A 20,141-nucleotide genomic window follows, 5' to 3' on the forward strand; every position below is an offset into this window, starting at 1 on the left:
TGCCGAATGAATGGCGGCAGGACAAACAAAAACCCCGGCCGTTTCCGGCCGGGGTTTCGTGAAACTCGCAGCGATGCGAATTACTTCGTGGCGGCTTCGTAGCGCTCCAGGACGTAGTCCCAGTTGATCAGGCTGTCGACGAAGGCTTCGAGGTACTTCGGGCGGGCGTTGCGGTAGTCGATGTAGTAGGAGTGTTCCCAGACGTCGACGCCGAGGATCGGCTCTGCGCCGTGGACCAGCGGGTTTTCGCCGTTCGGGGTCTTGGAGATGGCGAGCTTGCCGTCCTTGACGGAGAGCCAGGCCCAACCCGAGCCGAACTGCGTGGTGCCGGCCGCGATGAAATCGGCCTTGAACTTGTCGTAGCCGCCGAGATCGCTGTCGACGGCCTTCTGGAGCGCGCCCGGCAGGCTCTTGCCGCCGCCGTCCTTCTTCAGCCACTTCCAGAAATGGACGTGGTTGTAGTGCTGGCCGGCATTGTTGAAGAGGCCCTGGTTGGTGCCGTAGGACTTCTTGACGATCTCTTCGAGCGAGAGGTTGGCGAGACCGGCTTCTTCCGCCAGCTTGTTGCCGTTGTCGACATAGGCCTTGTGGTGCTTGTCGTGGTGATATTCGAGCGTTTCGCGCGACATGAAGGGCGCGAGTGCATCGTAATCATAGGGAAGCGGCGGAAGTTCGAAAGCCATTATGGTGTCTCCTCTTGGCGACGGAATTTTTCAAGGAAATCCGTGACCGGAACATAGGAGCGGCAACCGGAAGAGGCAACCGCCCGCATTCCAAATTTTCCTGACCTTCGACAAAATCCTTGCCGTTTTGCGTGTCAGATCAAGGACGAAGCGGAACCAATCGCGATTCGAAACATTTTGTTCGTCCCCGCCAACCCGGAGTTTTTCATGCGCGCCATCCCCCTCGCCGTCCTTAGCATGTCGCTTGCTGCCCCGCTTGCCCACGCCTCCTCCTCCGATGCCTGGGAGGAGTTCCGCGCCGACGTGGAGAAGAGCTGCCTTGCGAGCTTGCCCGAGGCGCTGGGAACGCCAACTGTCTTCGTCGAGCCGACCGGCACGGAAACCTTCGGCATCGCCGCCGTGGAGGGGCTTTCGCCGGAGGCCAAGAGCCAGATCACCTATGTCTGCATCTACGACAAGCAGAAGAAGACGGTGGAAGTCTCGCCGCCGATTGCCGCCGAGTTCCTGCATGTGGTGCGCGAAAGCGAGCGCGCGGCAGCGGCGGAGCAGAAGGCCGCGACCGGCGACAACAAGACCGAGGATGCCGCAGGGCAGGAATAGGCGCACGCGCCCTTGAAAGCGGAAGAGCCGGTCTTTCGACCGGCTCTTGTCGTTCAGGCGTCCCCGTTGGAATGCGCCCAGTCGAAATAAAGATCGCGTGCCTTGGCGGTGATCGGGCCGGGCTGCAGGTCGCGCCCGTCGAGACGCGTCACCGGCACCACCTTGGAATAGTTGCCCGACGTGAAGATCTCGTCGGCCGTCTCGAAATCGGCAACCGTCAACGTGGTCTCGACCACCTCGAAACCCGCCTCCTTCAGCAGGCCGATGACGCGGGTGCGCGTGATGCCGGCGAGGAAGGTGCGGTTGGCGGCGGGCGTGAAGACGACGCCGTCCTTGACCATGAAGATGTTGGACGACGCGGTTTCGGCGACATTGCCGAGCATGTCGCGCACCAGCGCATTGTCGAAGCCGCGGCGGCGGGCTTCCACCAGCATGCGGGCATTGTTGGGATAGAGGCAACCCGCCTTGGCATCGGTCGGCATGCATTCCACCGTCGGGCGACGGAAGGGCGAGAGGGTGAGCGACGACGCTGCCTTCGGATCGCCCATCGAGGCTTCGAAGAGGCACAGCGCGAAACGCGTCGAGTCCGGATCGGGCGCCACGACGCTGGTCGGCGAGCCGTGTTCGGCCCAGTACATCGGCTTGATGTAGATCGCCGTCTTGCCGTCGAACTTCTTCACGCCTTCCCAGGCGAGCGTCTCGATCTCCTCGGCAGCGACCGTCGCCTTCATGCCGAGCGCCTCGGCCGAGCGGTTGACACGCTGGCAGTGCAGGTCGAGGTCGGGCGCGATGCCGTCGAACCAGCGGCCGCCGTCGAACACGGTCGAGCCGAGCCACATGGCATGCGAGGTGGGGCCGATCAGCGGCGGGTTGCCCGAAATCCATTCGCCGTCCACGAAGGTCCAGGTCGTCGAGCGTGGTGATGTATCGACTGGCATTGTTCTACTCCTTTTCGCCCATCAAACGCCCGGCCGGCAGGGCCGGTCAAGCTGCAATTGCCTTCCGACAGCGCGCGCCGCTTGTCCATTCAAGATGTTGAATGGGTGTATCAGGTCTTATCATGGATGGCGCGATTGAGGCCCTTCGGGGTGCGTGCGATAGAGAAGGCAAAGGGAGAACAGCCATGCGCGCGATGTATTACGAGGCCTTCGAGACCACGCCTGAAATCCGCACCCTGCCCGACCCGACGCCAGCCGAGGGCGGCGTGGTGATCAAGGTGGAGGCGACGGGGCTTTGCCGCAGCGACTGGCATGGCTGGATGGGCCACGACGCCGACATCAAGCTGCCGCATGTGCCCGGCCATGAACTGGCCGGCACGGTGGTCGCCGTAGGTCCGGGCGTGCGCCGTTTCCGCGAGGGACAGCGCGTGACGGTACCCTTCGTGTCCGGATGCGGCCATTGCGGCGAATGCCGCTCGGGCAACCAGCAGGTTTGCGAGGAACAGTTCCAGCCGGGCTTCACCCATTGGGGCTCGTTTGCCGAATATGTCGCGATCGATTATGCCGACCAAAATCTCGTGCACCTGCCGGAAGCCGTCGATTACGCCACCGCCGCCAGCCTCGGCTGCCGCTTCGCCACGTCCTTCCGCGCGGTGGTGGATCAGGCGCGGGTGACAGGCGGAGAGTGGGTGGCGGTGCATGGCTGCGGCGGTGTCGGCCTCTCGGCCATCATGATCGCCGCCGCCCTTGGCGCCAATCCCATCGCCATCGACATTTCCGCCGAAAAGCTGGATTTCGCCCGCAAGATGGGCGCGGTCGCCACCATCAACGCCCGCGAAGTCGCCGATGTCGCCGAGGCGGTGCGGGACCTGACCGGCGGCGGGGCGCATGCCTCCGTCGACGCGCTCGGCTCGCCCGTCACCTGCTTCAACTCCATCAAGAACCTGCGCCGCCGCGGCCGGCACGTGCAGGTCGGCCTGATGCTCGCCGACCATGCGACGCCGCAGATCCCCATGGCCCAGGTCATCGGCCACGAACTGGAAATCTACGGCAGCCACGGCATGCAGGCCTGGCGCTACGACGCGATGCTGGCGATGATAACAAGCGGCAAGCTTGCGCCGCAAAAACTGATCGGCCGCCATATCAGCCTCGAGGAGGCCGTGCCGGCGCTGATGGCGATGGACAAGGCGACGGATCTGGGTATCAGCGTGATTACGCGGTTCTGAGGGCACAAGTTGTATTCAGCGTATCCCCGTGATCGTAGAACAGCTACCGTCGATAGCCTTCAAGTCTTAGTCCCTGCTCGGTTTCAGTGAGAGGCAACTGTCCCAGAAAGTCTATTGCCGCGCGAAGGGCGCCAATTTCCTGGGCAATTTTTGGTGGGGGCACGTCGTCCTGCCGCGGCCAAGACGCGACAACCGGGATTTCTAGCCATTCCAGTGCACATAGTTCCCACGGCCCGTATTCCAAACTGTCGATGTAAGGTTTTGGACACGAAAGCGCAGATTCTCCCGGAAGACGCATCACCCGAGGCTCTGGAACATCCAGAAACTTTACAATCATCTGCGTTTCCGTCGCGGACACATTTGCCCATGCCCTGAACACTTTGCGCCACTTGGTATCCGACATCAAAGCAACAGAAAATTCGCGCTTGGCCCGGCGCGAGATGCGTCGCATCTCTTCTCGTGTATGAACGCTCATACTAGGCAGAATACGTCCGCACAGTAGCCAATTCAAGGTTCTGAATATTCAGCACCTTCGAAGACGCTGGAGGCAGCGCGTCGACAGTGGTCCATTCAAGTCTGCGAAAATGTGACCTGATAGCCTTCCAATTCTTCTGGATCATCTGGCTGAAAGAACTCAACGGAAAATTTTCGATCGGGAAATTCATACGCCAACTTAACGGCATAAATTTCACGTAGGCGGCATCCTAAGATGACAAGTTTGTCTGACGTGACATCGGTGCATGCTGAATGTTGGATGTCGGCCACATGTAGATGGTTCATTACCTGTTCGATCGAGCGGCGTGTCGCTCCGGGCGCTTGTTCGAACGAACGCAGGCCATCAAGTCCAAAATCTTCCAGAAAAACATACTTCTCAAACTCTACAAAACGAGGCCAGAACAATTCAGAGTACCCGACAGCGAGTGAAAAGTTCCCGGTATTTGCTGTCCAGTCCGCGAGGCTTATGCCTCCACCGTTGTTCCACTCCATTAGGTCCGATTTCATGCTTTCTGGAAGGTCCGACATCTGCTCTCCTGCTCAAGATCATGCTGTGAATGCAGCTAGACTATAGCCGCTTTCCAGTGAATATGTCGTCCGCTATCGGCCGTAAGCAGGCGTTGCGGCGGCTCAAGCACAGAGATATGTGTTCTTGCTGAATGCATCAGTCGTGGAGAAACGAGATTATCAAGATAATGGTGTTGCTGCACAGCGCCAATGGCGTCGATTGGCAGTCTCCCCCCAAAGGCACAAGCCTGAAAACCTTGAGCGAAGCCGAAGAGCAAGGCTTCATCCTTATTCGAGGGGAATTTCAGAAACGCCAATTCCGTCTGACAGAAATGGGCTTCAAACATGTGGAGCACGACAAGCGGCGGCTGGAAGCTCGCAAGTCGTGAAGCGATCTCGTCGCGCCGGTGTTCAAAGGGGAGCGATGAATGTCTCCTCAGGACTGAAAGCCGATATTATGGCAGTTTTTGCCCATCTGTTCCTTCATTGGAAGGCGGCGTTCAAGGGCCGCGAGGTATACATCACATAACCCGTCTTCGGTGCGCATCGCAGACGGCGCCGAGGAGCGCATACCTCCAACTCCGCAATTGACATTCCCTCGCCGATAACGGCCAATCGCCGGTAAATGCTGGAGGAATCGCAGTCCATGTCCCATGCCGCCTATGTCTTCGATGCCTATGGCACGCTGTTCGATGTGCATGCGGCGGTGCGGCGCCATGCCGGGGATGTGGGGCCGAACTACCAGGCTTTTTCGGAAATGTGGCGCGCCAAGCAGCTGGAATATTCCTGGACGCGGGCCTTGATGGGGGCCTATGCCGATTTCTGGCAGCTGACAGAACAGGCGCTCGACTATACGTTCAAGCGCGTCGGCGGGGTCGATCCGACGCTGCGGCAGAAACTGCTCGATGCCTATTGGAAGCTCGACTGCTATCCGGAAGTGCCTGCCGTCCTCAAGGCGCTGAAGAGCCGCGGCGCGCATATCGCCATCCTGTCGAACGGCTCGCCGTCCATGCTCGCCTCGGCGGTGAGGAATGCCGCCCTCGATACCGTCATCGACGACATCTTCTCCGTCGATGCGCTGAAGACCTACAAGACCGCGCCCAGCGTCTACGATCTCGTCACGACGAACTACCGGCTCTATCCCAACGTCGTCTCCTTCCAGTCCTCCAACCGCTGGGACATTGCCGGCGCCACGAAATTCGGCTTCCGCACCGTCTGGATCAACCGCGCCAACATGCCGGACGAATATTTCGACCTCGGCCCGTCGCTGATCCTGCCCTCGCTCGAAAGCCTCTGACATGGCGTGGTCTGCCGCCCAATATCTGAAATTCGAAGACGAGCGCACGCGCCCGGCCCGCGATCTGCTCGCCCAGGTGCCCGCCGATCTCGTCGCCGGCCTGGTCTTCGACCTCGGCTGCGGCCCCGGCAACTCCACGGAACTGCTGGCCGCGCGCTTTCCCGGCCGCGGCGTCAAGGGCGTCGACAATGCGGCGGACATGCTGAGGGCCGCCCGCCAGCGCCTGCCGGGTATCGATTTCGTCGAATGCGACCTGGCGACATGGCGCCCGCCGATGCCTTCCGCCCTGCTCTACGCCAACGCCGTCTTCCAGTGGCTGCCGGATCACATCACGCTTCTGGCCGAGCTGATGGACGGCCTGCGCCCCGGCGGCGTGCTGGCCGTGCAGATGCCAGACAACCTATGCGAGCCCTCCCACCTGCTGATGGAGGAAAGCGCGCTGGCCGGCCCCTGGAAAAGCGCCTTCGAGACGGGGACACCGCGCCGCAAGCCGCTCCCCGCGCCTGCCGCCTATATGGATGCACTCGGTCCGAAGGCCGCGCGCGTGGACGTCTGGCACACGGCCTACAATCATCCTATGGCCGATGCCGCCGCGATCGTGGAGTGGGTGAAAGGCACGGGGCTCAGGCCCTATCTTGACCGCATTCCGGCCGAGCAGCGCGACGGTTTCCTCGCGGACTACGAGAGCCGCATCGCCAGGGCCTATGCGCCGATGGCGGATGGCCGGCGGTTGCTGCGCTTTCCGCGGCTGTTCATCGTGGCTGTGAAAGGCTGAAGGACGAAGGCGAGGGAACGACGTCCCCCGCCTCCATAGTTTCCGATCGAAAAGACTTGCCCGCGACGCCTAGCGCCGCAGGCTGCCGAGAATGCCGCGCACCAGCGCACGGCCAAGCGAGGACGCGACGGTTCGCGCCACGGATTTCATCGCCGCTTCCGCGACCGTCTCGCGCTGATAGCCGGCGCGGGGCTTTGCCTGCTTGGGCGCGGAGGGGGCGGCCGGCTCGTCGTCGCCGAAGCCGGGCAAGGTCCAGCGGCTGCCGCCGGAGGGTTGCTCGGCGGGCTGCTCGGCCTGCGCCTGCTCCTGGGCCGCCACCGAATCGGCGGCCTTCTTGGCGCGCGCCATGAGGATCTCGTAGGCGGATTCGCGGTCGAAATCCTCGTCGTAGAGGCCGGCGACCGGGCTGACGCTCATGATCTGCTTGCGCTCGGCATCCGTGACGGGCCCGAGGCGCGAGGCCGGCGGGCGGATCAACGTGCGTTCCACCATCGAGGGGGCGCCCTTGCCCTCCAGCGTCGAGACCAGTGCCTCGCCGGTGCCGAGATTGGTGATGACGGTGGCGCAGTCGAATTCCGGATTGGGTCGGAACGTATCGGCCGCCGTCTTCACCGCCTTCTGCTCGCGCGGCGTATAGGCGCGCAGCGCGTGCTGCACGCGGTTGCCGAGCTGGGCGAGCACGGTTTCCGGCACGTCGAGCGGGTTCTGCGTGACGAAATAGACGCCGACGCCCTTGGAGCGGATGAGGCGCACGACCTGCTCGACACGCTCGGTCAGCACTTTTGGCGCATCGTTGAAGAGAAGGTGGGCCTCGTCGAAGAAGAACACCAGCTTGGGCCTTTCCGGGTCGCCCACTTCCGGCAGCACTTCGAAGAGCTCGGAGAGCATCCACAGCAGGAAGGTGCCGTAGAGGCGCGGGTTCATCATCAGCTTGTCGGCGGCGAGCACCGAGATCGCGCCACGGCCGTCATTGGTGGTGCGCATGATGTCGGAGATCTTCAGCGCCGGCTCGCCGAAAAAGTGTTCGGCGCCCTGCTGTTCGAGGATCAGCAGTTCGCGCTGGATCGAGCCGACGGATGCCTTGGAGATGAAGCCGAACTGGTTGGACAGCGTCGTGGCGTTTTCGCCCATATAGTTGAGCAGCGCCTGGAAATCCTTGAGGTCGAGCAGCGGCAGGCCGCCCTGGTCGGCGATCTTGAAGGCAATGTTGATGACGCCTTCCTGCGCGTCCGTCGCATTCATCAGGCGCGACAGCAAAAGCGGCCCCATCTCGGACATGGTGGTGCGGACGCGGTGGCCCTTCTCGCCATAGAGATCCCAGAAGATGACGGGGAATTCCTGGAAATCGTAGGGGGTGAGCCCGATCTGGTCGGCGCGCTTCTGGAGAAAGTCCTTCGGCTCGCCCATCGCGCCGATGCCCGAAAGGTCGCCCTTCACGTCGGCGCAGAACACCGGCACGCCGGCATTGGAAAAACCCTCGGCGAGGATCTGCAGCGTCACCGTCTTGCCGGTGCCGGTCGCGCCCGTCACGAGGCCGTGGCGGTTGCCGAACTTCAATTCCAGATATTCCGGCTTGTTGTTGGTGTCATCAGGCTTGCGGCTGGTGCCGATATAGAGCTTGCCGTCCTGAAGAATGGAATCCGCCACGTTGAAAACTCCCTGACTGCCGGGTTCCCGTCAGAAGCGGACTGCCGCGTCAAAACGGTTTTCATTGAATCGTCTCAGCCAAGTTATAAGGATAGTCCGGCACGGGAACAACACGATTTCAAGGCCTTCGTGCCCTTGCCCCGACATGTGCCAAACCGGCTTGAATTTGCCGGGAAGTTCATTTACCTTGACGTTAACGTCAATTTTTCGGAGGACTTTCCATGAACGATCTCGTTACCCGCGTTGCCAATGCCGTTGGCATCGATGCGGCCCTTGCTGAAAAGGCCATCGGCATGATGCTCGGCTTCCTGCAGCGCGAAGCCGCCGACGGCCCGGTTGCCAAGATGATCGAATCCATTCCCGGCGCTTCCGAACTGGTGGCCCAGTACAATGGCGAAGGCACCGGCGGCGGCGGCCTGCTCGGCGGCCTGATGAGCGCCATCGGCGGCGGTGGCATCATGGGTCTCGGCCAGCAGCTGATGAGCCAGGGCCTCGGCATGGGCGAAATCTCCGGCCTCGCCAAGGAAACGCTCGCTGTAGCCCGCGAACATGCCGGCGCCGACGTGGTCGACGAAGTCGTCGCCTCCGTGCCGGGCCTCAGCCAGTTCGTCTGATTCTCACCCCTGCCATCCCGCGTCCGCGCGGGATGGCCTTTCACGCGCTGCCTTGGGATTTCAACCATTTGCGCAATCGTCCGCGCGCATTGGCATAGGGTGACGACGTATTGAACTGGATCATCCGGCCCATCGTCCATTGCTCATACCAGGGACGGCCGTAAAGCACCGCATCGTCCTGCCGGCCAATGGCCTCGACGATCTGCCCCTTCGCCGTCTCAAGACGCGCGACAAGTTCGGGATAGGGGATATCCGCGTAATCGCGGTAGAATTTCCCCGCGAGCTTTCCAAGCTCGTTCCATTTGAAGCCCGTTTCCGGAAAGTCGACCGGCTGGCCCGCCGCATCCCGATCCAGCCATTTCAGTACGAGTTCGTTCCAACCGGTAAGGTAGGCCACGAGATCCGACGGGCTCATCAGCGTGCCCTTTGCGTGTCCGTCCATCGTGCGTGCATGGACGAGATCCGGCTCGACATCGTCGAGCGTCTTCCGGAGCTTGCCGAATTCCAGCGCGATGGCGGCGAGCAGTTCGTCCTTGGTCTGCGGAACGGCCATGGCGGCTTTAGCGCTTGCGCGTCAGAACCAGCAATGCCGTAAACGCGGCAAGGCCGAGGCCGACCGAGAGCGGCCCGGCCTTCGGCCCGCCGGCTTCCATGATCGCGCCGGTCAGGCCAGAGCCAGTGGCGCTGCCCGCGGCATAGACGAGCGCGAAGGCGGCCGAACCCGCCACCAGCATGGAGCCGCTGTAGCGTTCGCCGAGCATGGTGAGCGCGCAGGTATAGAGCGAGAAGATGGCCGTTCCCATCACCGCCAGAAGAGCCAGGATCGCGATTTCCGACGTCATCAGCGGTAGGATGAGATAGCTCGTAGCGGCAACGACGACAGTCGCGAGCGCCACCCGTTCCCGCGGCAGCTTGTCGAGCAGCACGCCGATGAAGGGCTGGGCAAGCGCGGTGGGCAGCGCCATCACCGTCACGGTGATGGCGGCGAAGGCTTCGCTATAGCCCATCTTGACGAAATAGACTGGCATGGCGGAAATCGCCGCGATATCGGCGAAACCGAAGACATAGACCATGCCGACCAGGATGGGCGCCGCCTTGAAGAAGCGGAAGACATCGGCCGTCGAGGACGGTTCCGGTACCGTCCTGGTCGAGAACATCAGCATGGCGGTGGCGAAGGCTACGATGGCAAGATAGACGGCCGTCAGCGCAAAGCCGAGCCCCCCGGCGCTGCCGAACAGCGGAATGGCGAGCGGACCGGCGGCGAACCCGCCGCAGATGCCCATGCCGTAGAGGCCGGAGACGCGACCGCGCAGACGATCCGGGCAGGCGGCATTCAGCCAGGCTTCGCCGAGCATGAAGATGATGCTGGCGAAGAAGCCGAGCAGGAAGCGGGCAATGCCCCAGACGGCAAAGGACGACGTGGCCGCGAAGGTGGCAAGGCAAAGCGAGCAGATAACGAGGCTGAAGATGATCAGCCGGTCGGGCCGCCAGCGCGCTGTGAGACTGCCGACGAGCAGCGTCGAAGCGCCCATGCCGCCGGCATAGGCGATGGCGTTGACGCCGATCATCGACGACGAGTAGCCGCGCGCCTCCAGCGTCAGCGAGACAAGCGGATAGGTGAGCCCCTGCGCCACGGAAAACGCGGTCGCGCCAAGCACGACGGCGATAATGGCCGACCAGTCCGGCGCGAGGACGGTTGAAGACGAGGACTGCATGAGGGGCTCCCTGCCGCAAGCGTGGCGGCGCGACACCCATACATGCCCGGCGGCATTTTGGAAAGACGGCCTCGCCTTTCGGCGTGGTCGGCGGGGCACGATGCGCCCCGCCTAAGCCTGTCAGGCCGCGTGGTCCCACACAGGCGCAAGGCCATCCGGGCTGACGATGCGGCCGTCGGGGCGGGCGAGTTTGTGGATGCGCGCCACCTCCTCGGCCGTCAGCGCGAAGTCGAAGATGTCGAGGTTTTCGGCAAGCCTCGCCTGCGTCGACGTCTTGGTGAGCGCCACCACCTCCGGCTGCTGGATCAGCCAGCGCAGCGCAACCTGGGCGGCGGATTTGCCATGCGCCAAACCGATCTCCTTCAGCACCGGATCGTTCGGCACCTTGCCATCGGCCATGGCGAAATAGGCGGTCAGCGCCATGCCGTGGCTTTCGGTTGCTTCCCGCACCTTCGTCTGGTCGAGGAAAGGATGATACTCGACCTGATTGGTGGCAAGCGGTGCTGCGCTGAGGCGAACGGCTTCGGCCACCAGTGCGGTGTTGAAATTGCTGACGCCGATATGCCTGGCAAGACCGCGTTCACGCACGGCGTTGAGTTCGGCGATCTGCACCTCCAGCGGCACCGCCTCGTTCGGCCAGTGCAGCAGGAGGAGATCGACATGGTCGGTCTTCAGCTTGTGCAGGCTCTCCTCGACGGAGGCGGCGAAGGCATCCTTGCCATAGTTCGCCACCCAGACCTTGGTGGTGAGAAAGATGTTTTGGCGGGCGATACCGGATTGCCGGATGGCCTCGCCCACGGCTGCCTCGTTCTCGTAGATCTGGGCGGTATCGACATGGGTGAAACCGGTCCGGAGCGCCTTCGGCAGGATCGAGAGGACGTCTGTTTCCGGCATGCGGAAGGTTCCGAAGCCGAGTTGGGGAATGTGGGCGCCATTGGCGTTGACGGTTTTCATGGAAAGTCTCCTTGTGAGGCTGGCGGACCGCCGGCGTCGAGCCGGCGGGGTGAAGGCTTCAGGCCGGCTGGCAGGCGGCGTCCGGGTGGCTGCGCTCGCGCCGGTCAAGCGCGACGCTGAACAAGGTGAGGCCAAGTGCCCCGGCGACGAGGATGGCGCCGACCCAGGGCGTTGCGCCCAGACCGAGCGGCGAAGCGACGACGAGCCCGCCGATCCAGGCGCCGGCGGCGATGCCGAGGTTGAAGGCGGCGATGTTGAGCGCCGAGGCGACGTCGATTGCCGCCGGGCGATGGCGCTTTGCGATATCGACCACATAGAGCTGCAGGCCAGGCACGGTGGCGAAGGACAGGAAACCGAGCGCGGCAAGCGTGATGAGGACGAAGATCGGCGACGGCGCGGTGAAAGTCAGCAAGACGAGAACCGCCGCCTGAAGGGCGAAGAGCACGACGAGCGCTTTCACGGGGTCCTTGTCCGCGACCTTGCCGCCGATGATGTTGCCGAAGGCGATGGCCGCGCCATAGAGCACCAGCACGAGGCTGACCGTGTTGGCGGAAAAGCCGGTGATCTCCTGCAGCAGCGGCGAAAGGAAGGTGAAGGTCACGAAGGTGCCGCCATAGCCAAGCGCCGTCATGGCGAAGACGAGGAGCAGGCGGCTGGAGCCAAGCACGCGCACCTGCTCCATGAGGCCGGCCGGCTTTTCGCGCTTGAGATTGGACGGCAGCAGGAGGGCGATGGCCGCGAAAGCGACGAGGCCGAGAGCGGCCACGGCCCAGAAGGTGGCGCGCCAGCCAAAGGTCTGGCCGATGAAGGTGCCGAGCGGCACGCCGGTGACGATGGCGACGGTCAGCCCCATGAACATCATGGCGATGGCGGATGCGCGACGATCGGGCGCCACCAGATCGGCGGCGATGGTGGCGCCGACCGAGAAGAAGACGCCATGCGCGAAGGCCGAAAGCACGCGGCCGACAAGCAGCATGCCGTAGCTCGGCGAAAGGGCCGCGAGCGCATTGCCGGCGATGAAGAGAGCCATCAGGCCGAGCAACAGCGGCTTGCGGCCGAGCCTGCCGGTCAGGGCGGTGAGCACCGGTGCACCGAACGTGACGCCGAGCGCGTAGACGGAGACGATGAGGCCGGCGAGCGGCAGGGTGATGTGGAGATCGGAGGCAACGGTCGGCAGCAGGCCGACGATCACGAATTCGGTGGTGCCGATCGCGTAGGCCGCGACGGTCAGGGCAAAGAGGGCGAGAGGCATGGCGGATCCCTGCGTCCGGCGCGGGGCCGGACGTCCTGTTGGGTTGATTGCTGGTTCGGGACGGAATATGGCGCCAAGCCACTTGCGCGTTAATCCGGATATATCGATAAATATATGTGAAACGAATTCACAGGTGAGACATGGACAACCGGGCCGGCGAAATGGAGGTCTTCGTACTGGCGGCGGAGCTGAAAAGCTTTTCCGCTGCCGGCCGAAAGCTGCGCCTGTCGCCTTCGGCGGTCAGCAAGCTCGTGACCCGCATCGAAGACCGGCTCGGCGCGCGGCTGCTGGTGCGCACCACACGCCGGCTGGAACTGACGCCGGAGGGCGAGGTCTATCTCGGCCGGGCGCGGCAGATCCTCTCCGACATCGCCGAGACGGAGCGCATCGTGGCGGAGGGGGCAAAGCTCGTGCCGCGCGGACCGCTCAGGGTGAATGCGTCGGTCGGCTTCGGCGAACGCCATATCCTGCCGCTGGTGCCCGCCTTTCTGGCACTCTATCCGGAGATCGAACTCGACCTGACGTTGTCCGACGGGGTCATCGACGTGATCGGCGAACGCACCGACGTCGCCATCCGCTCCGGTCCCCTGCGGGACTCTTCGCTGAAGGCGCGAAAACTGCTGGAAAGCCGCAAGGTCGTCATCGCCTCCCCCGCCTATCTCGAACGGCACGGCCTGCCCAAACATCCCGCCGAGCTCCAGGCGCACAATTGCCTGCGCTTCAATTTCCGCCGCGCCATGGACGACTGGCCTTTCCTGCTGGACGATGGCGGCACCGTGGAAGCCTACGACATTTCCGGCAATATGCTGGTCTCCAGCGGCGCGATCCTGCGCCAGCTCTGCCTCGACGGCCTCGGCATCGGCCGCATCGGCCGCTTCCATGTCGAACCCGACATCGCCGCCGGAACACTCGTGCCGGTTCTGGAAACCTTCAATCCCGGCGATATCGAGGTGGTGCACGCCGTCTTCGCCGGGCACGAGCATCTGGCGGCACGCATCCGCGCCTTCATCGATTTCATGGTGGAGACGATCTGAACGCGCGCCCTGTCGCCCGGTTGCCAACTCCGCCCGCCGATGATATTTCTCGCCCGTTCGCAACACGTAAGAGAGGACTGCGCGTGAAACACGAATTTCTGCCACACCGCACGCATGGTCCCAATCTTGCCCTGCAGATGCGTTTGCAGGGCTGATCGGAACGAACACGTCTCTTCTGGTCCGCCTGTCCGGCGATGCGGCCTGCCCGCATCCAATTCCCCTGTGCCTTTTCGCGTGACTGACGGCTGATGCCGCGCCGCGAGGGCCTTGAAGACCAGAGATTTTCATGTCGCTCATCCATATCCGTGCGCTCGGCGTCACGCTGTCCACCCCCCTCTTTGCCAATCTCAACCTCGCCATCGCGGGCGGCGACCGCATCGGCCTCGTTGCCGCCAACGGGCGGGGCAAGACGACGCTTCTGAAATGCATCACCGGCGACTTCGAGCCGACGACGGGCGAGATCACCCGCGCCCGCGGCCTCACCGTCGGGCATATGGAGCAGAACCTTGCCCCCGGCCTCGAAAAGCTCACCTTCCGCGACGCGGTGCTGGATGCGCTTTCAGCCGAACAGCAGGAAAGCGAAAGCTGGCGGGCGGATGTGACGCTCGAGGAGCTCGAGGTGCCCGAAGCCCTGCGGGAGCGCCCGCTTTCCGCGCTGAGCGGCGGCTGGCAGCGCATTGCGCTCATTGCCCGCGTGCGCGTCAGCGAACCGGACGTGCTTCTGCTCGACGAGCCGACCAACCATCTGGATCTCGAAAAGATCGCACGGCTGGAAAGCTGGCTCGGCACCTTGCCGCGTGACATGCCGGTCCTCATCTCCAGCCACGACCGCGCCTTCCTCGACGCGACGACAAACCGCACGCTCTTCCTGCGTCCGGAGCGGTCGCAGTTCTTCGCCCTGCCCTATTCCCGGGCCCGCGCCGCCCTGGACGAGGCGGATGCGGCCGAGGAGCGACGCTTCGAGAAGGACATGAAGGCGGCGGCGCAGCTGCGTCAGCAGGCGGCGAAGCTCAACAATATCGGCATCAATTCCGGCAGCGACCTGCTGGTGGTGAAAACCAAACAGCTGAAGGCCCGTGCCGAGCGGATCGAGGACGCGGCGCGCCCCGCCCACCAGGAGAATTCCGCGGGCGCCATCCGGCTCGCCAATCGCGGCACCCACGCCAAGGTGCTGGTGACGCTGGAGGATTGCCCCGTCGAGACACCCGATGGCACCCTGCTCTTTCGGACCGGCCAGAAATTCATCTGCCAGGGTGATCGCATCGTGCTGCTCGGCCTCAACGGCACCGGCAAGACGCGGCTGGTGCTGCGGCTGCGGCAGGCGATCGAGGGTGCGGCGCAGCAAGGCATCAAGCCGACGCCATCCCTGGTGCTCGGCTATGGCGACCAGACGCTTTCGGATCTCTCCGATGCGGAAACGCCGCATGGCACCATCATCCACCGCTTCGACGTCGGCGACCAGCGGGCGCGCAGCCTCTTGGCCGGCGCCGGCTTTTCCGTGGAGATGCAGGGGCGGCCGGTCGGGCTGCTCTCCGGCGGGCAGAAGGCGCGGCTCGGCATGCTGGTGCTGCGCCTCACCAATCCGAACTTCACCCTGCTCGACGAGCCGACCAACCATCTCGATATCGAGGGTCAGGAAGCACTGGAAACCGAGTTGACCGCCCAGCAGGCCAGCTGCCTCTTCGTCTCGCATGATCGCGCCTTCGTGCGGGCGGTGGCGAACCGCTTCTGGCTGATCGAGAAGCGGCGGCTGGTCGAGGTGGACGGGCCGGAGGACTTCTTCGCGGAGGCTGCCCTATCCGTGTGAGGCGATACGCGGGTCGGCGGAAAAATCCTCGCGGGAGAAGCCGATGCGCCTTGGCGGGTGGTCGCACAGCGCCTGCACGCCGAGCGCCGAGAGCCGGATGCGCCAGGTCTGCCTCTCCATCGGCCTTGGCGCGGCGAAGGCTTCTGCCGTGAGAAGCGCAAGGTTGTTTCCCGCGGCGGGATCGCGCACCGAGCGATAGAGGATGGCGGCAAGTCCGCCTCCCCGCGCGTCGTCGGCCAGCGCCTGGCAGGCGGCGTAGTCGGTCGGATGCGCCCAGTGCGGCGCGTCGCGGTCGAGCGGCGGAAGCGTGAGGTCGATGGCCTGCTCGGTCGCGACGGCGGCGGAAAAGGCCGTATAGTCGGCGGCGTTGGCCGGCAGCGGCGTTGCCGGCGATTCCGAAAAGAACAGCAGCCGGTAGAACGCCATCTCGGCGAGCGCCGTCTCCACCGTCAATGCCGCATAGTAGACGCCCAGCGTACGCCCCGCCCGGCGGAACCGCGAGCCGTGCGGATAGATGGCGCCGTAGCGGAAGGGTGTCGCAAGCAGGTAGTCGAGGCCGGCGCATTCGGGCGGCAGCACCGGCTTGCTCTCCTCGAGGAGATCCTCCAGCAGCGCCTGCTCGTCCAAGGTATCGACGAGTTTGAGCGTCGAGACGCGGTGCTGCGCCTCCACGAACCGCCAGACGCCGCCCCGGAAGGGCCGCGCCTCAGACGAGAGCGCGGCGGGCGTCCAGATAGGCAAGGACATCGACAAGACCGGAAATGGAGACGATACGATCGACGGGACGCGCACCAAGCACGGTGTTCTCAGCCGTCATCCAGCTGCGGGCGACGGTTTCGTCGCCGCCCACGATGGCATCGAGCGATCGGAACAGCCGCACGAGCAGCACGGCAAGCTCGAAAGGCTTCGTGCCGCGCTCGAGCAGCACGTCCTGCCGCTTCAGCCGCGAGACCGTCGCCTCCGACACGCCGATGACCGCCGAGAGGATGCGCGCCGTCAGCCCCAACCGGTCCGCCGCATTGACGGCCGCCTTGGTGAGCACGACACCTTCCGCATTGATCTGCTGTATGGGCTTGCGCTGCATGGCCTTCATCCTTTCCATGGAAAGAATATAGCAATTATTTTTCAGATGACAAGGAAACCTTGCTCAAGCGCCCAGAAGGTCGGCCATGACGCGCAGGTGATCGGCCTGCAGCGGCTTTTCGAAATAGCTCTTCACGAAGCTGTATTGCATCGCCCGCTCGCGGTCCTTGCCGAGATGGGAGCTGGTGAGCATGGCGACGACGGGAGCGTGCTGCTCGAACTCCTCCGCATAGCGGTCGAGAAACTCGAAACCGTTCATCACGGGCATGTTGATATCGAGGATGATGGCGTCCGGCGTCTGCTCCTGGCGCAGCATGTCGAGCGCCTCCATGCCGTCGAACGCCTTCAGGACGCGGATCGACGGATCGTATTTGCGGATCGTGTACTCACAAATGAACTGGTCGTTCTCGTCGTCGTCGACGACCAGGATCGAATGGATCTTCATCTTATTCCCCGTCGGGCAGCTCGATCATAAAGCGGCTGCCCTTATCCCTTGCTTCATAAAGCGCCGCGCCACCGAGGGCTTCCGCGCTCTTTCTCAATATGTAGAGGCCGAGCCCGCTGCCGAAGGATCGGTTGGGGTGCAGCCGTTTGAACATCTTGAACAACAAATGACGGCTTGCGGGCGGAACACCCAGACCGTTGTCCTCCACCGACAGCCGCAGCCGGCCGCCATAGCGGAAAGCGCGGACATCGATCGTCGGCTCGGCCTCCTTCGGATCATGATATTTGACCGCGTTGGACAGCATGTTGCCGACGATGACCTGGAATTTCGACGGCTTGCTGACGATTGTCAATTCCGCAGGCACATGATTTTCGATGCGGATTCGCTTGAAATCGTCGAGATGCGAGAGCGCGTCGATCGCCTCGGCGACGAGCGGGCGCAGCGCGATCGGCCTTTCGTCCTCCTCCATCAACCGGGTGCGCGTAACCGTGAGGATGTTCTGGATGAGATGGTCGAGCCGACGGAAATTCACCTCCATGCGCTGCAGCATCTGGCCGAGCGCGGGAATATCCCCTTCCGCCAGCATATCCCGGGAAATGCCGAGCAGCCCGAGCGACGAGGCGATCGGCGAGCGCAGGTCGTGCGAAGTGCGGTAGGCGAACTCCTCCAGCTCGGCATTCGCGTCGATCAGCGCCTGCTCGCTCGCCCTGCGCTCGGAAATATCGCGCACGATGCCGCTGTAGATGGTCGTGCCGTCGAGATCGAGCTTCGACACGGAAAGGTCGAGCGGAATGATGAGATCGTCCTTCCGGCGGCCCTTCGCCTCCACCTCGCGGCCGAGGCCGATGATCTTCGCCTCCCCGGTGCGCTGGTAGTTGGCGATATAGCCGTCATGGGCGCTGTGATAGGGCTCGGGCATCAACATCTTGACGTTGCGGCCGATCATCTCCGTCGCCTCGTAACCGAAGATGCGCGTGCAGGCGGGGTTGGTCGAGAGGATGATGCCGCGTTCGTCGATGGTGATGATGCCGTCCACGGCGTTTTCGATGATGGCGGCAAGGCGCGCGCGGTTTTCGGCGAGATCGGCCGCCATGGCGCGGGCACGGCGAGAGGAGAAATACAAATGCATGACGAGCGCGCCGTAGAGCGCGCCCGAGATCAGCACGAGCGAGGAGAGTGTTCCGCGCGCATTGTTGCCACTGGAGGAAAAGCTGATGCCGAAGGCAGATTCGTAGCGTGCCAGCTCGTAATAGGTCATCGCCAGCAGAATGAGATAGGTCAGGAGACCGAGCACGGCGGCGATGGTCAGGCGGTTGTAGCCGGTTTTCTCGGTGCCCACGAAGACGACGGCGATGCTGAGCGCCACGAAGCAACTGGCGGTCTGGAACGACATGCGCGTGAAACGGATCCAGTCATGCGCGAAGTCGAGCGAGATCGCATAGCCGACGAGAGCCGCTGCGGCGACGATGAAGGTGATAAAGCCGAGCGCCACCTGCACGATGTCGTTCTTCTGGTGGAGGGCACGGCGGCCGATGGCGATGCTCATCAGCATGAAACAGAGCGCGGTATTGGGCGCGATGCGCCCCGGCCGGCTCGTGCCGATATCGACGAAAGGCGTGTTGAGCAGCGTGTCGATGCCGGTATCGACGCCGAAGACGTGCTGGGAAAGCGCGATCGCACCATAGATGAAAATCGGCACCATCATCAGCGCGGCCAGGCGCATCCGGCCGCGCGCGGCAAGGAGAAGCCCCGCGCCGAGCACGACGAAGGCAAGTGCGGCATTGAACTTCATGCCGAACAGGCCGGGATGCGCGGCCGCAAGGCCGGCGGGTTCCGCCAGCCACAGCGCCATCATGAGGACGCCCACGGCGATGCACCACAGGCTCGCCGCGCCGGTCGCCTTCTCCCAGGACCATTTGAAGTTCAACCGTGCCCCCTTCGGCGGCTCCTTGTCCGCCGCGCGCACCCTAGCGCGAAGGTTGAATCGCGAACAGGACCCGCAGCGCAGGCTTTACGGTAAAATCGACCTTTTCAGGCGGCGTCGTCGCGCGCCGCACCGGCTTCGAGCCGTTCGGTCATTGCCTGCAGGTCGCCGGTCAGCGCCTGCAGGGCCTCCAGCGTACAGCCGGTCGCCTTGCCAATCTCCATGCGGATGGCGACGGCGTCGCGCTGCATGGCCCTGCCCTTGTCGGTGAGCGTGACGAGAACCTGCCGCTCGTCGGCCTTGTCGCGGGCACGCATGATGTAACCGGCGGCCTCCAGACGCTTCAGCAGCGGCGAGAGCGTGCCGGAATCCAGCCCAAGCTTGGCGCCCAGCGCCTTGACCGTGCGGCCGTCCCCCTCCCAAAGCGTCATCAGCGCGATATATTGCGGATAGGTCAGGCCATAGGGATCGAGCAGCGGCTTGTAGGTGCGGTTGAGCGCATGGGCAGCGGAATAGACGGCAAAACAAAGCTGCTGGTCGAGCGCCAGCATGCCCGGGGGAATGATGTCTGTCTCAGCTTCGTCACGTTTGTCGACCATGCTTCATTGTCGCATAAATAGCCAAAATTGCAATTTGCAAAATCATATTGCGCGCAATTTAATTTTACGCTATTCAATGCCCATCATCAACGACAGCAAGGAAGGAGACACCCATGCCCATTCTCTACAGGACCAAGGCTTTCGCAACGGGCGGCCGCGCCGGCCACGGCGCGACCGAAGACGGCACCGTCGACGTGACGCTGACGCTGCCGAAGGAACTCGGCGGCGACGGCGCTGCCGGCGCCAACCCGGAAAAGCTCTTCGCCATCGGCTATTCCGCCTGCTTCCTCGGCGCGCTGAAGTTCGTCGCCGGCCAGGAAAAGGTCAAGATTCCGGATGAGGCCAAGGTCACGGCAACGGTCGGCATCGGCCCGCGTGAAGACGGCGGCGGTTTCGGCATCGAAGCGGCGCTTGAAGTCTCCGTACCCGGCGTCGACAAGGCCGTGGTCGAAGACCTCGTCAAAAAGGCCCACGTCGTCTGCCCCTACAGCCACGCCACGCGCGGCAACCTGGACGTCAAGACGACGGTCGCCTGACCCGTTCCCC

At 63.6% G+C, this 20,141-nt stretch carries 23 protein-coding genes; 9 read left to right on the plus strand and 14 right to left on the minus strand.

The window, feature by feature from the left end; translation table 11 throughout:
* Positions 1 to 80: 80 nt before the first annotated feature.
* Positions 81 to 683, minus strand: coding sequence for a superoxide dismutase (locus MUO32_RS08040; protein WP_257947690.1), 603 nt, complete (start codon positions 681 to 683; stop codon positions 81 to 83).
* A 207-nt stretch (positions 684 to 890) separates the two neighbouring features.
* Between MUO32_RS08040 and MUO32_RS08045 the strand changes: the two genes are divergently transcribed.
* Positions 891 to 1,283, plus strand: coding sequence for a hypothetical protein (locus tag MUO32_RS08045; RefSeq protein WP_257947691.1), 393 nt, complete (start codon positions 891 to 893; stop codon positions 1,281 to 1,283).
* 53 nt (positions 1,284 to 1,336) lie between these two features.
* Here the strand turns inward: MUO32_RS08045 and MUO32_RS08050 are convergent, their stop codons facing one another.
* Positions 1,337 to 2,221, minus strand: coding sequence for a branched-chain amino acid aminotransferase (locus MUO32_RS08050; RefSeq protein ID WP_257947692.1), 885 nt, complete (start codon positions 2,219 to 2,221; stop codon positions 1,337 to 1,339).
* A gap of 185 nt (positions 2,222 to 2,406) precedes the next feature.
* Here MUO32_RS08050 and MUO32_RS08055 point away from each other — a divergent pair, with 185 nt between their 5' ends.
* A complete protein-coding gene (locus MUO32_RS08055; protein ID WP_257947693.1) occupies positions 2,407 to 3,447 on the plus strand; it encodes a zinc-dependent alcohol dehydrogenase family protein in 1,041 nt (346 codons plus the stop codon).
* A 43-nt stretch (positions 3,448 to 3,490) separates the two neighbouring features.
* On the opposite strand, the gene MUO32_RS08060 is transcribed toward MUO32_RS08055, so the two are convergent.
* Both MUO32_RS08060 and MUO32_RS08065 read right to left on the minus strand, forming a co-directional pair.
* A complete protein-coding gene (locus MUO32_RS08060) occupies positions 3,491 to 3,898 on the minus strand; it encodes a hypothetical protein (protein WP_257947694.1) in 408 nt (135 codons plus the stop codon).
* A gap of 119 nt (positions 3,899 to 4,017) precedes the next feature.
* Positions 4,018 to 4,470: a hypothetical protein gene (locus MUO32_RS08065; RefSeq protein ID WP_257947695.1), complete on the minus strand. Its 453-nt coding sequence runs from the start codon at positions 4,468 to 4,470 to the stop codon at positions 4,018 to 4,020.
* A gap of 167 nt (positions 4,471 to 4,637) precedes the next feature.
* Between MUO32_RS08065 and MUO32_RS08070 the strand changes: the two genes are divergently transcribed.
* The 3 genes from MUO32_RS08070 (at position 4,638) to tam (ending at position 6,521) form a co-directional block, all read left to right on the plus strand.
* Entirely contained in the window at positions 4,638 to 4,838 is a 201-nt protein-coding gene (locus tag MUO32_RS08070; RefSeq protein ID WP_257947696.1) for a hypothetical protein, read from the plus strand.
* Between the two features lie 257 nt (positions 4,839 to 5,095).
* The gene (locus MUO32_RS08075; protein WP_257947697.1) at positions 5,096 to 5,746 is read left to right on the plus strand and encodes a haloacid dehalogenase type II; all 651 of its coding nucleotides are present in this window, start codon (positions 5,096 to 5,098) and stop codon (positions 5,744 to 5,746) included.
* A gap of 1 nt (position 5,747) precedes the next feature.
* A complete protein-coding gene (gene tam, locus MUO32_RS08080; RefSeq protein WP_257947698.1) occupies positions 5,748 to 6,521 on the plus strand; it encodes a trans-aconitate 2-methyltransferase in 774 nt (257 codons plus the stop codon).
* Between the two features lie 69 nt (positions 6,522 to 6,590).
* Here tam and MUO32_RS08085 read toward each other — a convergent pair whose 3' ends face one another.
* Positions 6,591 to 8,156, minus strand: coding sequence for a helicase HerA-like C-terminal domain-containing protein (locus MUO32_RS08085; protein WP_257948234.1), 1,566 nt, complete (start codon positions 8,154 to 8,156; stop codon positions 6,591 to 6,593).
* A gap of 233 nt (positions 8,157 to 8,389) precedes the next feature.
* Here MUO32_RS08085 and MUO32_RS08090 point away from each other — a divergent pair, with 233 nt between their 5' ends.
* The gene (locus MUO32_RS08090; RefSeq protein ID WP_257947699.1) at positions 8,390 to 8,782 is read left to right on the plus strand and encodes a hypothetical protein; all 393 of its coding nucleotides are present in this window, start codon (positions 8,390 to 8,392) and stop codon (positions 8,780 to 8,782) included.
* A 40-nt stretch (positions 8,783 to 8,822) separates the two neighbouring features.
* Here the strand turns inward: MUO32_RS08090 and MUO32_RS08095 are convergent, their stop codons facing one another.
* The 4 genes from MUO32_RS08095 to MUO32_RS08110 all read right to left on the minus strand — a co-directional run bounded on the left by MUO32_RS08095 (position 8,823) and on the right by MUO32_RS08110 (position 12,703).
* Positions 8,823 to 9,335: a ClbS/DfsB family four-helix bundle protein gene (locus MUO32_RS08095; RefSeq protein WP_257947700.1), complete on the minus strand. Its 513-nt coding sequence runs from the start codon at positions 9,333 to 9,335 to the stop codon at positions 8,823 to 8,825.
* Positions 9,336 to 9,342: 7 nt separating this feature from the next.
* Positions 9,343 to 10,497 carry an MFS transporter gene (locus MUO32_RS08100; protein WP_257947701.1) on the minus strand — a complete coding sequence of 385 codons (1,155 nt, stop codon included), beginning with the start codon at positions 10,495 to 10,497 and terminating at the stop codon, positions 9,343 to 9,345.
* Positions 10,498 to 10,617: 120 nt separating this feature from the next.
* Complete coding sequence (locus MUO32_RS08105; protein ID WP_257947702.1) at positions 10,618 to 11,451, minus strand: aldo/keto reductase; 834 nt, start codon at positions 11,449 to 11,451, stop codon at positions 10,618 to 10,620.
* 58 nt (positions 11,452 to 11,509) lie between these two features.
* Positions 11,510 to 12,703: an MFS transporter gene (locus MUO32_RS08110; protein ID WP_257947703.1), complete on the minus strand. Its 1,194-nt coding sequence runs from the start codon at positions 12,701 to 12,703 to the stop codon at positions 11,510 to 11,512.
* 140 nt (positions 12,704 to 12,843) lie between these two features.
* Between MUO32_RS08110 and MUO32_RS08115 the strand changes: the two genes are divergently transcribed.
* Both MUO32_RS08115 and MUO32_RS08120 read left to right on the plus strand, forming a co-directional pair.
* On the plus strand, positions 12,844 to 13,737 hold the full coding sequence (locus MUO32_RS08115) for a LysR family transcriptional regulator (RefSeq protein WP_257947704.1): 894 nt from the start codon (positions 12,844 to 12,846) through the stop codon (positions 13,735 to 13,737).
* Positions 13,738 to 14,023: 286 nt separating this feature from the next.
* Entirely contained in the window at positions 14,024 to 15,544 is a 1,521-nt protein-coding gene (locus tag MUO32_RS08120) for an ABC-F family ATP-binding cassette domain-containing protein (RefSeq protein ID WP_257947705.1), read from the plus strand.
* Here the strand turns inward: MUO32_RS08120 and MUO32_RS08125 are convergent.
* The 5 genes from MUO32_RS08125 to MUO32_RS08145 all read right to left on the minus strand — a co-directional run bounded on the left by MUO32_RS08125 (position 15,533) and on the right by MUO32_RS08145 (position 19,595).
* Positions 15,533 to 16,291: an RES family NAD+ phosphorylase gene (locus MUO32_RS08125; protein ID WP_257947706.1), complete on the minus strand. Its 759-nt coding sequence runs from the start codon at positions 16,289 to 16,291 to the stop codon at positions 15,533 to 15,535. The genes MUO32_RS08120 and MUO32_RS08125 overlap by 12 nt on opposite strands.
* Positions 16,251 to 16,628, minus strand: a complete 378-nt coding sequence (locus MUO32_RS08130) for an MbcA/ParS/Xre antitoxin family protein (RefSeq protein WP_257947707.1) — start codon at positions 16,626 to 16,628, stop codon at positions 16,251 to 16,253. The genes MUO32_RS08125 and MUO32_RS08130 overlap by 41 nt, the downstream gene beginning before the upstream one ends.
* 63 nt (positions 16,629 to 16,691) lie before the next feature.
* Positions 16,692 to 17,072 carry a response regulator gene (locus MUO32_RS08135; protein ID WP_257947708.1) on the minus strand — a complete coding sequence of 127 codons (381 nt, stop codon included), beginning with the start codon at positions 17,070 to 17,072 and terminating at the stop codon, positions 16,692 to 16,694.
* A gap of 1 nt (position 17,073) precedes the next feature.
* Positions 17,074 to 18,999 carry a PAS domain-containing sensor histidine kinase gene (locus MUO32_RS08140; RefSeq protein ID WP_257947709.1) on the minus strand — a complete coding sequence of 642 codons (1,926 nt, stop codon included), beginning with the start codon at positions 18,997 to 18,999 and terminating at the stop codon, positions 17,074 to 17,076.
* Positions 19,000 to 19,103: 104 nt separating this feature from the next.
* Entirely contained in the window at positions 19,104 to 19,595 is a 492-nt protein-coding gene (locus tag MUO32_RS08145) for a MarR family winged helix-turn-helix transcriptional regulator (RefSeq protein WP_257947710.1), read from the minus strand.
* Between the two features lie 113 nt (positions 19,596 to 19,708).
* Between MUO32_RS08145 and MUO32_RS08150 the strand changes: the two genes are divergently transcribed.
* The gene (locus MUO32_RS08150) at positions 19,709 to 20,131 is read left to right on the plus strand and encodes an organic hydroperoxide resistance protein (protein ID WP_257947711.1); all 423 of its coding nucleotides are present in this window, start codon (positions 19,709 to 19,711) and stop codon (positions 20,129 to 20,131) included.
* The last annotated feature ends 10 nt before the right edge of the window (positions 20,132 to 20,141 follow it).

Source organism: Shinella sp. CPCC 101442, from assembly GCF_024704725.1.
Classification (GTDB): Bacteria; Pseudomonadota; Alphaproteobacteria; order Rhizobiales; family Rhizobiaceae; genus Shinella.